General features: G+C 62.0%; 14 protein-coding genes. 5 read left to right on the top strand and 9 right to left on the bottom strand.

Features of this window, described 5'->3' with window-relative positions; genetic code table 11:
• The first annotated feature begins 11 nt into the window (after positions 1–11).
• Positions 12–551 carry a cob(I)yrinic acid a,c-diamide adenosyltransferase gene (locus VDP81_RS08895; protein WP_322995982.1) on the top strand — a complete coding sequence of 180 codons (540 nt, stop codon included), beginning with the start codon at positions 12–14 and terminating at the stop codon, positions 549–551.
• Here the strand turns inward: VDP81_RS08895 and VDP81_RS08890 are convergent.
• Both VDP81_RS08890 and VDP81_RS08885 read right to left on the bottom strand, forming a co-directional pair.
• Positions 548–1,075: a carboxymuconolactone decarboxylase family protein gene (locus VDP81_RS08890; RefSeq protein WP_322995981.1), complete on the bottom strand. Its 528-nt coding sequence runs from the start codon at positions 1,073–1,075 to the stop codon at positions 548–550. The two genes, VDP81_RS08895 and VDP81_RS08890, sit on opposite strands and share 4 nt — an antisense overlap.
• 28 nt (positions 1,076–1,103) lie before the next feature.
• Complete coding sequence (locus VDP81_RS08885) at positions 1,104–2,429, bottom strand: aspartate aminotransferase family protein (protein WP_322995980.1); 1,326 nt, start codon at positions 2,427–2,429, stop codon at positions 1,104–1,106.
• A gap of 118 nt (positions 2,430–2,547) precedes the next feature.
• Between VDP81_RS08885 and VDP81_RS08880 the strand changes: the two genes are divergently transcribed.
• Together VDP81_RS08880 and VDP81_RS08875 are read left to right on the top strand one after the other, a co-directional pair.
• Positions 2,548–3,414, top strand: coding sequence for a MurR/RpiR family transcriptional regulator (locus VDP81_RS08880; protein ID WP_322995979.1), 867 nt, complete (start codon positions 2,548–2,550; stop codon positions 3,412–3,414).
• A 7-nt stretch (positions 3,415–3,421) separates the two neighbouring features.
• A complete protein-coding gene (locus VDP81_RS08875) occupies positions 3,422–4,459 on the top strand; it encodes a C45 family peptidase (RefSeq protein ID WP_322995978.1) in 1,038 nt (345 codons plus the stop codon).
• Positions 4,460–4,464: 5 nt separating this feature from the next.
• Here VDP81_RS08875 and VDP81_RS08870 read toward each other — a convergent pair whose 3' ends face one another.
• The 7 genes from VDP81_RS08870 to VDP81_RS08840 form a co-directional block, all read right to left on the bottom strand.
• Positions 4,465–4,782: a c-type cytochrome gene (locus VDP81_RS08870; protein ID WP_322995977.1), complete on the bottom strand. Its 318-nt coding sequence runs from the start codon at positions 4,780–4,782 to the stop codon at positions 4,465–4,467.
• Between the two features lie 132 nt (positions 4,783–4,914).
• On the bottom strand, positions 4,915–6,012 hold the full coding sequence (gene nirK, locus VDP81_RS08865; RefSeq protein ID WP_322995976.1) for a copper-containing nitrite reductase: 1,098 nt from the start codon (positions 6,010–6,012) through the stop codon (positions 4,915–4,917).
• A gap of 174 nt (positions 6,013–6,186) precedes the next feature.
• Positions 6,187–7,011 carry a formylglycine-generating enzyme family protein gene (locus tag VDP81_RS08860; RefSeq protein WP_322995975.1) on the bottom strand — a complete coding sequence of 275 codons (825 nt, stop codon included), beginning with the start codon at positions 7,009–7,011 and terminating at the stop codon, positions 6,187–6,189.
• A gap of 63 nt (positions 7,012–7,074) precedes the next feature.
• The gene (lipB, locus tag VDP81_RS08855; protein WP_322996428.1) at positions 7,075–7,716 is read right to left on the bottom strand and encodes a lipoyl(octanoyl) transferase LipB; all 642 of its coding nucleotides are present in this window, start codon (positions 7,714–7,716) and stop codon (positions 7,075–7,077) included.
• A gap of 22 nt (positions 7,717–7,738) precedes the next feature.
• Entirely contained in the window at positions 7,739–8,014 is a 276-nt protein-coding gene (locus VDP81_RS08850; RefSeq protein ID WP_322995974.1) for a DUF493 family protein, read from the bottom strand.
• Between the two features lie 9 nt (positions 8,015–8,023).
• Positions 8,024–9,250 (bottom strand): D-alanyl-D-alanine carboxypeptidase family protein, encoded by a 1,227-nt coding sequence (locus VDP81_RS08845; protein WP_416233246.1) that lies wholly within the window; start codon positions 9,248–9,250, stop codon positions 8,024–8,026.
• A gap of 161 nt (positions 9,251–9,411) precedes the next feature.
• Entirely contained in the window at positions 9,412–10,065 is a 654-nt protein-coding gene (locus VDP81_RS08840; protein ID WP_323012080.1) for an alpha/beta hydrolase, read from the bottom strand.
• A 43-nt stretch (positions 10,066–10,108) separates the two neighbouring features.
• Here VDP81_RS08840 and VDP81_RS08835 point away from each other — a divergent pair, with 43 nt between their 5' ends.
• Both VDP81_RS08835 and VDP81_RS08830 read left to right on the top strand, forming a co-directional pair.
• Entirely contained in the window at positions 10,109–10,990 is an 882-nt protein-coding gene (locus tag VDP81_RS08835) for a biotin--[acetyl-CoA-carboxylase] ligase (RefSeq protein ID WP_323012079.1), read from the top strand.
• Entirely contained in the window at positions 10,987–11,802 is an 816-nt protein-coding gene (locus VDP81_RS08830) for a type III pantothenate kinase (RefSeq protein WP_323012078.1), read from the top strand. The genes VDP81_RS08835 and VDP81_RS08830 overlap by 4 nt, the downstream gene beginning before the upstream one ends.
• The last annotated feature ends 179 nt before the right edge of the window (positions 11,803–11,981 follow it).

Raw genomic sequence — 11,981 nt, 5'->3', positions numbered from 1 at the left:
CGGAGCCATCCATGTCCCTACGCGTTTCCATTGTCACGACCCGCACTGGGGATGACGGCACCACAGGCCTGGGTGACAAGACCCGGGTGCCCAAGGACGCCCCACGCATTGCCGCACTGGGCGACGTGGACGAATTGAACAGCGCGATTGGCGTGTGGCGCACCCATGCGCTGCCGGATGACGTAGACGCATTGCTCAAACGCATCCAGCATGACTTGTTCGATCTAGGCGGAGAGCTCTGCATCCCAGGCTGGACTGCCTTGTCGGACGCGCACACCCAACGCCTGGACCAGGCACTGCAACACTACAACACAGCCCTGGGGTCTTTGCAGGAATTCATTCTGCCCGGGGGCTGCCCAGCCGCCGCCCAGGCGCACGTGGCCCGAACGGTGGCCCGCCGCGCTGAACGCGCCGTAGTCACGCTGGCGCATCAAGACGCGATCAACCCGCCCGTGCTGCACTACCTGAACCGCCTGTCCGACCTCTGCTTTGTGCTGGCACGCTATCTGAACCGCGCCGCCGGTGTCGGCGATGTGCTGTGGGAACGCTAGCGCGCATCCTCGGAATGCACCTGCAGGGCCTCCAGAAACCGCGACACCATGTTGTAGGCGGCAATCGTGGCGGTCAGTTCGACCAGTTCCTGCGCTGAAAAAATCGGCTTCACGGCCGCAAACACCGCATCGGGCACCTGCACAGACAAGGTCATGGCATCGGTATACGCCAACACGGCACGCTGTGCGTCATTGAATAAAGCCTGCGGCACCTGCGGCAATACCAGGGCATCCAACTGATCCTGGCGCAGTCCCTCGCGCAGGGCAATGGGGGCATGCTGGTCAGCCTCGTAGGGCGCCCGGTTCAGGTGGGCGATACGCATAATGACCAGTTCCCGCAGGGCGCCATTCAGGCTGCTTTTTTGACGGATCGCGGTCAGATACCCCAGCCAGCCCTCGGCCACGGGGGCGCTATGCAACAACATCTGATACAGATGCAACACACTGCCGCGTTCGGCAACGATACGTTGCGCCAAGTCCGCCGCCGGACCATGGCTCAGGTCGGCATAAGGCAATCTAGCCATTTCAGTTCTCCGGGAAATAATAAGCGCCTCAAGCGGGCAGCACCTGCAAAACCGTGCGCTGCAGGCGGGCGACAATGTCGTCAATATCCGCCGCCGTGCAAATAAACGGCGGGGCCAGCAGGACATGATCCCCATGCACACCGTCGATCGTACCGCCCATGGGGTACATCATCAGGCCGTTTTCCATGGCCTGTTTTTTAAGCTTGGCATGGGTTTTCAGCGCAGGGTCGAGCACCGCCTTGGTGCCACGATCCTGCACGAATTCAACGCCGACAAACAGGCCCCGCCCCCGGATATCGCCGACATTCGGGTGCTCATCGAAGATCTCGTGCAAGCGCGCACGCAGCTGTTCGCCGCGTGCCAGCACGTTATCCAGCAAGTGGTCGCGTTCGATGATCTGCTGCACGGCCAGGGCGGCAGCGCAAGCCGTGGCGTGGCCCATATAAGTGTGACCATGCTGGAAGAATCCGCTGCCCTGGGCGATGGTGCTGTATATGTGGTGGCTGGCCAGCATAGCGCCGATCGGCTGATAGCCAGCCCCCAGCCCCTTGGCGATGGTCAGAATATCAGGAGCGACACCGTCCTCGGCGCAGGCAAACAAATGGCCCGTGCGCCCCATGCCGGACATGACCTCGTCCAGAATCAGCAGGACGCCATGGCGGTCGCAGACCTCGCGAATGCGCTGCAGATAAGTCCGCACCGGTGCCACCGCGCCCGCTGTGGCGCCCACCACGGTTTCTGCCACAAACGCCGCCACCCGCCCCGGCCCCACCGACTGAATCATGGCGTCCAGCTCGTCGGCCAGACGCTGGGCATAGGCTTCCTCGCTCTCATCGGCGCGCTGATCGCGATAGGCATAACAGGGCGACACATGGTGCGCAGGCACCAGCAAGGGCAGGAACTGCTGGCGCCGCCAGGCATTGCCGCCAATGGCCAAGGCACCTAACGTATTGCCGTGATAGCTTTGGCGGCGGGCGATGAACTGGCTGCGCTCGGGCTCGCCTTTTTCCACAAAATACTGACGGGCCAGCTTCAGCGCGGCCTCGACAGCCTCGGACCCCCCGGAAACGAAATACACATGCTCCAGCCCCTCTGGCGCACGCTGCGCCAGAAAATCCGCCAAGTCTTCACAGGCCTGGGTCGTAAAGAACGACGAATGCGCATAGGCCACCTGATCGAGCTGGGCCTTGATGGCAGCAATCACCTCTGGATGACCATGCCCCAGGCAGGAAACAGCCGCGCCGCCCGACGCATCCAGATAGGCACGGCCGTCCTCGTCAAACAGGGAAATCCCCTGCCCGCGCACGGCACGTTTCAGCGTATGCTGGGGATTACGATGAAATACATGGGTCATATCTGATCTCTTGGCTTGCATGGCAGCCCTAAAATATTACTCAACAAGCGTTTCTAATATCATATATCATGAAACACTTAGATCAAACCTATTCCAGTCATCCGTATCGGTTTCTGTCATGTCTACCCCACACTCCCCCGACGAACTGATCCAGCATATCCAGTCCCAGTTCACTGCGCTCAGCCCTCAATTCCAGGCAAGCGCACGCTATCTGATCGACCACCCAGCTCAGGTATCCACCTTGTCCGCCCGCAAGCTCGCCTTACTGGCGGGAGTGCAGCCAGCCACGCTGGTGCGACTGGCCCAGCATCTTGGATTTGCCGGCTGGGACGCCCTGAAATCTGTCTTCACCCGCGACCTGCAACAACGCCCAGGCGGCTATGCAGCGCGGGCGCAATCCTTGCTGGACAGCCCCGAACCCGACCAGGTCGCCTGGCACAATGCCATCCGCCAGCAATCCCATAACCTGCAGGCACTGGAACCTGCCAACCACCAGGCCATGCAGCGGGCGGTCCAGCATCTGATCCAGGCCGACCGTGTGCTGGTGGCCGGCTTTCGTTCATGCCACCCCCCCGCGTTCAGCCTGTATTACCTGTGCAATCTGTTTAGCCGCAATATCCAGCTACTGCATAACTCGGGCGGCACACTCAGCCTTGATCTGCACCGCCTGCAGGCCAGCGACACCGTCGTGCTGATCAGCTTTGCCCCGTATTCCCGCGAAATCCTGCAGGTCGCCCAGGCCGCCCTCGCGCATGGATGCACCGTGATGGCGCTCTGCGACAGCCAGGTCGCCCCAATCGCCCTGCAGGCCGACCACGTTCTCACTTTCCCCACGCAGGGGCATTCGTTTTTTCCATCCACCGTGGCCATCCAATCCTTGATCGAGATGCTGGCCCAACAATGGCTGGTGTGCAGCGGCGACACGGCTATCACCGCCCTGTCGCAGGCCGAAGACCATCTGCAAAATACCGGCGCCTATCTATAAATCGTCTATGTCCACCCCTACATCCTGCCCACTCTCCTGGCTCGAAGCCCACGGAACCCATTATGAAATCGGCCTGACGCTAGGACGTTGGGGGGCGTCAGCCTGCCAGCGGCACCTGCTGCAGTCGCCCGCCTGGGCGCATATCATGCAGTACCGTGGCGACGAAGCCATGGCGGCTGTCCAGGCCCTGGTACACCGCCATTTCCCTTGGATACAGCACGAACTCGCCGGCCTGGCCGATGGCCTGGGCCTGCCCTACGAGGACGTTTTTCTCTGGAACTGCCGGGGCGATCTCTGGGCGCTGGCCCCCGACGGCTGCACCACCGTGCTGGCGCCGCAGCGACTGAGCCACAACGAAGATGGCGATCCGGGTTTTGCCGGGGCTTGCGGACTGGGCTGGGTGCGGCCGATCGATGCCCCCGGTTTTGTCTCTTTTTTATATCCGGGGTCCTTGCCAGGACATACGCTGGCCGTCACCCAGGCAGGGCTGGGCATCACCGTCAACAATATCCGGGCCCGGCGCGCCCAGGCCACCGGCCTGCCGCGCATGGTGCTGACCCGGGCTGTGCTGGCCACCCAAAGCCCAGCCCAGGCCATTGCCCTGCTGCATGCGCATCCGCGCATGGGGGCATTTCACCTGGGCTTGGGTCAACCCGGCCATGCCGGTACCTACAGCGTGGAATTCAGCCAACAGGCTGTCTCCGTGCAGATAGTCCGCCAGGCGCACCAACTGCACGCGAATCACGCCATCCATGACAGCCAACAGGATCTGCCCCAGGTGATTACTGCGTCGTCGGACCAACGCCAAACCCGGGGAGACGAGCTCTTGCAACAAGACACCCCGGCGTTGGATATCCTGGCCGATACGGGCAATGCCAGCGAGCCCATCCTGCGCCTGTCGGCCAGCGATACCGACCAGGAAAACACCCTGGCCACCGCCGATATGGATTTCAGCGGCGATACGGTGCGCTGGGATGTCTATGCGCCGGGTCAGCGCACGGCGGCTTTCAGCTTTCAGGGCCTGCACCGCCTGGGCGATGACTGATCGGTTTATTTCACCCGACTGAGCATGTATTCCACGGCGGCGCGCAGGGCGGCATCGTCGGCCTTGGTGCCGCCACGGGCGGGCATGGCGCCCCTGCCCTCGGTGGCGACCGTCATCATTTCATCCATACCGCGGGCAATGATTGGTTCCCAGGCTTTTTTATTGCCCAATTTAGGGGCATTGGCCGCACCCGTACTGTGGCAGGCCACGCACGACGACTTATACAGCTTTTCACCCTGCTTCAGGGTGCCAGGATCGCTGGCCATGGACAGGGCAGGCATGATGGCCAGACTCAAGACAGCGATGCTCAGGGTTTTCAACATTTTTTGCTCCTAGACTGGACGTCGGCTTCTGCTTTGGGCGTCCTTGCTTCAGGCCCCACGGGCCTGTTCCTGTGAATCTGTCCCTGGCCGGTCTCTGCCTTCTTGGCAATCACCGGCCGGGACAGCAGATACTTACTGCTTCGCCGCGGTCGGGATCGGGCCGGGGGCCTGGACCTGCTTCATCAGGTCGTTATCCCACTTGCCTTCGACCTTGACGTGGCCTGCCGCACCCAATTCAAAGGCTTCGATCAGGTTGTGGTTCACGTAGGCATACACCCCAGGCTGCTTGAAGGTGTACATGGCCACCCCGGCGGCACCGCCTGGAATAAACCAGGTCTCCAGGTTCTTCAGTGGCGCATTGGCGAACTTCCCGCCATCCCAGACATAATCGCCATGACCGCCGATCAGGTGGGGCCGTGTATCGCGGTTGGCCACGGAGTGCACAAAGACCACGGTCTCGCCAACCTTGGCCGGCAAGGCGCCTTCGCCGGTCAGCGCGCCGACCTTGCCGTTGAACACCACATGCGAGGGCACCAGACCGCGCATCACGTCCACCGTATCGCCATAGCTCTCCAGCGGCGTCTCGTAAGACTTATAGTTGCCGTCCTCGTCCTTCGGGATGTAGAGGTCGAATTCGCCGATGGTGTACATCTTGTCGTAAGGCAGCTGCTTACCGTGGCCATCGGTCAGGCCTTCGCGCGGCAGCACCACCAGCGTGCCGCTCATGCCGGAGACTACGTGCCAGGGCACCATGCCTTCAGGGGCGCAGTGATACACAAAGGCACCCGTGCGGTCTGCCTTGAAGCGCAGCACGGTCTGTTCGCCGGGCTTGATGACCGTCAAACCGCCGCCGCCCAGGGCGCCGGTCGACGCGTGAAAGTCGATATTGTGTTCCAGCGTGTTCGAGGTCGGATTGATCAAGGTCAGCTGCACATAGTCGCCTTCATGCACCACCATGGTGGGGCCGGGCATCGTGCCATTAAAGGTCATGGCCTGCAGCGTGGTGCCGTTTTCCTCGTCGATCACGATTTGTTTTTCTTCTACCGTCATGGTGAATTCCACCACACGCGGCTTGGCCTTGGTGGCCTGCTCGTGTTGCATGACGTTGGGCGGCGCAACCAGCACAGGACGGATATGTTCCAACTGATCGGCGGGGTCAGCCACTGCCACACCGCCAGCCAATAAGGACGCCAGCGCCGAGGCTGCCAGACACAGACGAAATACCTTCATATACAACTCCCTTTGGTTACGTCGTTTGCTTCGACGTTTTCATCTTGTCATGCCCAGGGTTAACCCTTGTTGCGTTAGATCAAACTCGTTCAGACAAGATTCAGGTGTTGTCAAAAATGCTTGATATGGCGCAATTTTGGGCAAACAATCAGAGAGCCGAAGCCCTCTGAGGTTCTAAGCATCGCGCACCAGGCGAAAGCCCAGGTTGGCGGGCGGCAGGCCAATGGAACAAGCCCCATTGCGGGGGTCCCGGATGAAATCCGGCATGGCGGCGATATGGGCGCCCGCCAGAATGCGCACGCTGCAGTTTTCCCGTGGCGCCAAGGGCAAGGCGCCAACGCTATGGCTGGCAAAACACGTATTGGTCCATTCCCAGACATTGCCGCCCATATCGCTGATACCCAGCGCATTCATCCCAAAATGTCCAAAGACCTGAGCTGGCTTGACGCGACCTCGACGGCGCACGATTTCGCGCTCGTATTCGGCCAGCCAGCGCACCGCTGGGTCCTGGGGGTCCGAGGGCAGCGCCCCCTCTTCGCGATAGCGATCGGCAGCGGCACGCACCCACTCGGCGTAATCCGGCAAGCGCCAGGCCTGCCCGGTTTCTTTGGATAGCCAGTCGGCATACGCCGTGGCGTCCGCCCAACTGACCCCCACTGCGGGCAAGTCCGGGGACACCAATTGGCGGAAACCCTTGTCCAGCCGCTTGCATGCGCCAGCCTGTACGCAACGGGCATATTCAGCCTGACTGACTTGACGGCGCATGATGACGCGCCCATCAGCCAACTGCCCTTGAATCCGGGGCGCATCCACAGGACTCCCCTGATTCAGGAATTCACCGGCGGCCTGATAGGTGAACGTGCCGCCAGGAATCGGGATGACCTCGATCACGGGCGCAGCAGGGCCGCCACTGGCAAGCACCGCCCCCGATGCAGCCGCCAGCAGGAACGCGCACAGAACGGGGTGAAATAGACGAGAAACGGATCGGGCAACAGACATAGAGGCACCTCATGAGGACCTCTCTATTGAACGTTGAACAGGGTTTACCCGTATTGAGGCGTATCAAACAGCCTGCCAACGCGTCATGAAATGGCGTGCCAGCTGCTTGCCCACCGTGACCACATCCGCCGTCACGCCACAGGCGCGCAGATCCACGGTCTGCAGACCCGCATAACCGCAGGGATTGATGCCGGAAAATGGCGTCAAGTCCATGGCGACGTTCAGGGCCACCCCATGATAGGCGCAACCTCGGCGGACTTTGATCCCCAGGGCGGCGATCTTGGCCAGGGCATCGCCCTGGGGCTGCAGCAGGGCCGACTGTGGCACATAAATGCCTGGCGCACCGGGCTTGCGGCAGGCCTGAGGCAGCCCCAAATCCGTCAGCACCGCCAGCACGGATTGCTCCAGCAGGGCCACAAAATCACGCACGAACAGTCCACGACGGCGCAAATCGAGCAGGGTATACAGCACCACCTGGCCGGGCCCATGGTAGGTGACCTGCCCCCCCCGGTTGCAATGCACCACCGGGATGCCGTGCGGGTTGAGAATGTGGGATTCCAACCCCGCCTGACCTAAAGTATAGACAGGCGCGTGCTCGACCAGCCAGAGCTCGTCAGGCGTATCAGGCTGGCGCTGCTCGGTGAAGTCCTGCATGGCCTGCCAGATCGGCAGGTATGGCGCAGGACGATCCAGACAACGCAACAACATGACGACCTATCCTAGAGTCCTAGAGCACCACAGAGACCAGCTCGTGACCATGCAAGGCCCGATACAAGGCGTCAAGCTGCTCGCGCGAGGTGACGTGCACGGTTAGCGTCAAGCCCAGGTAATTGCCGCTGTTGCTGGGGCGTACTTCAATAGAGCCTGCATCAAAGCCCGGATCAAAACCACGTGCGATGTCCGCCATGGCGGGCAAGAAAGCATCGTGCGCGCGTCCCATGACCTTGATGGGAAAGTCGCAGGGATACTGGATAAGAGAATCCTCAGGCAGGATTTCCGACATGCCGCGCCCCTATTCGAACATCAGGCGGACCTTATCCACCAGACGACCAAAAAATCCGGCCTCGGGCACCGACTGCATGACCAGCAAGGGGACGTCCTTCAGGGGCTTGCCATCCAATGACGCCAGCAGGGTGCCAGCCTTATTGCCCTCGGTCAGAGGCGCCATCAGCGGCTGGGTATAGCGGGCCTCGGTTTTGATATTGTCGGCCTGACCGCGCGGCACCGTGACCCACAGGGTTTTTTCCACCCCCAGGTCCGCCGTATCGATTTCGCCTTCCCAGACACGCGCCGCCACGGCGGGGGTGCCCTGGTCCAGAAGCTTGACCGTATCGAAGTTCTTGAAGCTCCAGTTCAGAAGCTTCAAGCTGCTTTCAGTACGGACGGCATCGCTGCCGGCACCGACGATGACAGACACCACCCGACGGCCATCCCGCAAGGCCGTGGCCACCAGGCAATAGCCCGCCGACTGGGTATGGCCAGTCTTCAGGCCGTCAACGGTCTCGTCGGCCCACAGCAGCCGATTGCGGTTGCTTTGCTTGATTTTGTTGTAGGTGAATTCTTTTTGGCTATCGTAGTGACGATATTGGGGAAACGCCTGGACCAGGGCGCGCGACAGCACGGCCAGGTCTTCGACAGTGGTCGTGTGATCAGGGTCGGGCAGGCCGGTGGAATTGACGAAATGGGTGCCGTTCATCCCCAGCGCCTTGGCCTGCTGATTCATCAGGGCGGCAAAGGCGGATTCGCTGCCCGCCACGGCTTCGGCCAGCGCCACTGTGGCATCGTTGCCCGACTGCACCAACATGCCCTGCAGCAGTTCATCCACCGTGACTTCGGACTTGGGGTCGATGAACATGCGCGAGCCCTCGGTCTTCCAGGCTTTCTCGGACACATGGATTTTTTGGTCGAGCTTCAGGCGACCACTTTCCAGCGCCTGAAAAATCACGTAGGCCGACATGATTTTAGTGAGCGAGGCCGGCTCGACCGCCATCGTGGGGTTTTGTGCGGCAATGATCTGTCCGCTGGTGGCATCCAGGGTCAGCCAGGCCTTTGCGGCCAGTGTCGGCGCGGGAATATTGGACAGTGCGCTGACCCCCACGGCGGCGGGTGGCGCAGCAGTTTCGGCGGCCACTTGCGCATCAGGCTGGGCAGGCGCGTCTGCGGACCAGGCAGCCCCGGGGACCAGCAAGGCCAGGCTAAGCGCCAATGGTGCCAGGCGAAAACGACATAGGGTTGGCAAAGGAAGGCTCATGGGCGTCATTGAATGAGGGAGTTGAAACAGGCGTGAGGCCCATTATAGGCAGGCTGTCCAGGGACAATTCCCATGCCTGTGTCTGAAATCGAGACAAAACGCAAAAAACTGCAACCTTGCGGCCCGGCTGACATGCCGAAATCGGCGGATCAGGCGGAAGCCAGTCCAGCCAGATGGGCCTGGACAATCTGGCGCAGCAGCAAGAGCTTGCCATGGAAGAAATGCCCCGCATCCGGGATCACCGTCAGGGGCAACTGATGCGTCCGGGCAAAGTCCATCCCCTCGGACAGCGGCACGACCTCGTCGTGCTCGCCATGGATCATCAATGTGTCGGGCGGCATCGCCAAAGGCCGATAGCGAAAGCGCTCTACCGCACAACCGATCAGCATGAGCCGCGTCGGCAGGGACTGGTTCTGGTCCGCGAGTTCTGCATACAATTGGGCGGCTACGGCCGATCCAAAGGAGAACCCCGCCAACACCCAGGGCGCCTGAGCCAGCTGCGGCCAGGTCTGTGCAATATGCTGGACACAGGCCTGCATATCGGCAGTCTCGCCCACCGCCTGGTCGAACTCTCCGGAGGATTCGCCCACCCCCCTGAAGTTTGGCCGGATGGCCATCAGGCCGTTTTGGACACAGGTGCGCGCCACCGTCGTGACGATCTTATTATCCCGGGTGCCACCATGCAGCGGGTGCGGATGCAGCACCAGCGCCCAGCCAACAGGTGACTGCTCGGGGTAGTCCACGGTATATTCAACCGTACCGGACAAACCCTGAAAAGTGGATTGTTTGGTCAGCAAACTCATGATCCGGATTTCCAATCAAATTTTCAACCCCCATTCTAACCATATGACAGGTCCTGATTCCGGCCCCTGCCCAGTGCTGCTTGATCCCGCCGACATGACGACGGCGTTGCGGGCTGCCCTCCCCCAGTTTCGCCAGATTGACTGGAAAACCGAGACCAGCTCCACCAATGCGGATCTGATCAACCGCGCCCGCTGGTCGGTAGACGATCCCGGCCAGACAGCACGGCCCTGGCTGCTGGGCACGCACCTGCAGCTCCACGGCCGAGGCCGGGCCGGGCGCACCTGGCAAAACCGGGTGGGGTCCAACCTGATGTTCTCCTGCGCCTTTGATGTGTTCTTGCCGACACGCCAGCTATCCACGCTGGCGCCGCTGATCGGCATGGTCACTTGCCAGGCGCTGCGCCAGCACCTGGATGCTCCCCAGCAATCACGCCTGAACATGAAATGGCCCAATGACCTGCAATGGGACCAGGCCAAACTGGCCGGCATACTCATCGAATCCACCCGCGCCGGGATGGCCCAAGCCGCCGACCACCACCTGATCATTATTGGCATGGGGCTGAATCTGCTGGATGCCCGCGCCCTGTCCCAATCGCTGAATCGCCGTATCGCCGACTGGGCCGGCATCACGGCACAGGACCGCGTAGCCGTCCAGACCCCGATCACCAGCCTGGTGGTCAGCGCTGCCCAGGCTTGGTATCAGGCCCTGAACAACGTCACTGCCTATGGGTTCATGGATCTGCCCAGCAGCTATACCGAGGTCGACGCGCTGGCAGGCCAGGCCATCGACGTCTTCGATGACGGCAAGCTCCTGCATACCGGCGTGGCCTGCGGCATCGATGCGTCAGGCCAGTTGCTGCTGCGCAATGCACGCGGCACCCAGGCGATTTCCGTGGGTGAAATCTCTGTGCGCCTGCACCAATGATGCTGCTGATCGATGCGGGCAATACCCGGGCCAAATTCGCCTGGCAGGCAACCGCCACATCCCCACGCACCCCTGCCCGGACGCTGGATTACAGCGGCCTGCCGGATTTGGCCCGCCAGGCGCCCGGTCGCCCCAGCCAGATACTGGCCTCCAATGTCGCCGGGGCCGATGTGGCCGCGCGCATCCAACTGGCCTGCCATCAGGCCTGGGGGCTGCCGATCCGCTGGTGTACGCCCCGCGACGGGCAAGACAGGCTGCACAATATCTACGCCGATCCTGACCGCATGGGGGCTGATCGCTGGCTGGGATTGCTGGGATTGCTCTCGCACCTGCGGGACAGCCCCGCCTGGCAACAGGGCCAGCCTGCCCTGCTGGCCAGCTTCGGCACAGCCACCACCCTGGATGCCTTGATGCCTGCCACCCATGCCGGCCTGCCGGAATTTATCGGCGGCTTGATTCTGCCAGGCCCTTATCTGATGGCCCAAAGCCTGGCGCAGGGCACCGCCCAGCTCCCCTTGGCAGATGGCCAGCCCATGGATTTTCCACACAACACCCATGATGCCATCGCCAGCGGCATTGCCGCTGCCCAGGCGGGCGCCCTGCTACACCAATGGCACTGCCTGCGGCGGCACGCCAATGGCCGAGCACCCCTGGTATTTTGCTGTGGCGGCGGCTGGCCGCTGATCCGCAACGTGGCGCAAGCCGACCTGAATCAGGCACTGCAGGCGCTGCAGCGGCCCGCCTGGACGATTCCCACGCTGGACAGCCCCGTCCTGGATGGACTGGCCAGCCTGACCAGCCCGTCAAGTTGATATACTGTCCACCGCACCTTCCCGGCTACCGGACTCCATCATGCGCTTCCTGCTGACCCTTGCCGTCATTGCCAATCTGGCGCTACTGGCCTATGGCCAGGGTTTTTTTCGGCCCTCCTCCCGCCGAAGAAGGGCGTACACCCCGTCCCCTGTCGCAGCGCAGCCAACAAGCACTGGTG

The sequence above is a fragment of the Castellaniella sp. genome, assembly GCF_034675845.1.
In the GTDB taxonomy this organism is placed as follows: domain Bacteria; phylum Pseudomonadota; class Gammaproteobacteria; order Burkholderiales; family Burkholderiaceae_B; genus Castellaniella.
This window is presented reverse-complemented; position numbering and strand designations above follow the sequence as displayed.

Coding starts and splice junctions, on each gene's coding strand:
- VDP81_RS08840 (WP_323012080.1), bottom strand. CDS start 10,065: ATGAGTTTGCTGACCAAACAATCCACTTTTCAGGGTTTGTCCGGTACG.
- VDP81_RS08850 (WP_322995974.1), bottom strand. CDS start 8,014: ATGTCGGAAATCCTGCCTGAGGATTCTCTTATCCAGTATCCCTGCGAC.
- VDP81_RS08830 (WP_323012078.1), top strand. CDS start 10,987: ATGATGCTGCTGATCGATGCGGGCAATACCCGGGCCAAATTCGCCTGG.
- VDP81_RS08880 (WP_322995979.1), top strand. CDS start 2,548: ATGTCTACCCCACACTCCCCCGACGAACTGATCCAGCATATCCAGTCC.
- VDP81_RS08885 (WP_322995980.1), bottom strand. CDS start 2,429: ATGACCCATGTATTTCATCGTAATCCCCAGCATACGCTGAAACGTGCC.
- nirK (WP_322995976.1), bottom strand. CDS start 6,012: ATGAAGGTATTTCGTCTGTGTCTGGCAGCCTCGGCGCTGGCGTCCTTA.
- VDP81_RS08895 (WP_322995982.1), top strand. CDS start 12: ATGTCCCTACGCGTTTCCATTGTCACGACCCGCACTGGGGATGACGGC.
- VDP81_RS08875 (WP_322995978.1), top strand. CDS start 3,422: ATGTCCACCCCTACATCCTGCCCACTCTCCTGGCTCGAAGCCCACGGA.
- VDP81_RS08860 (WP_322995975.1), bottom strand. CDS start 7,011: ATGTCTGTTGCCCGATCCGTTTCTCGTCTATTTCACCCCGTTCTGTGC.
- VDP81_RS08890 (WP_322995981.1), bottom strand. CDS start 1,075: ATGGCTAGATTGCCTTATGCCGACCTGAGCCATGGTCCGGCGGCGGAC.
- VDP81_RS08835 (WP_323012079.1), top strand. CDS start 10,109: ATGACAGGTCCTGATTCCGGCCCCTGCCCAGTGCTGCTTGATCCCGCC.
- VDP81_RS08870 (WP_322995977.1), bottom strand. CDS start 4,782: ATGTTGAAAACCCTGAGCATCGCTGTCTTGAGTCTGGCCATCATGCCT.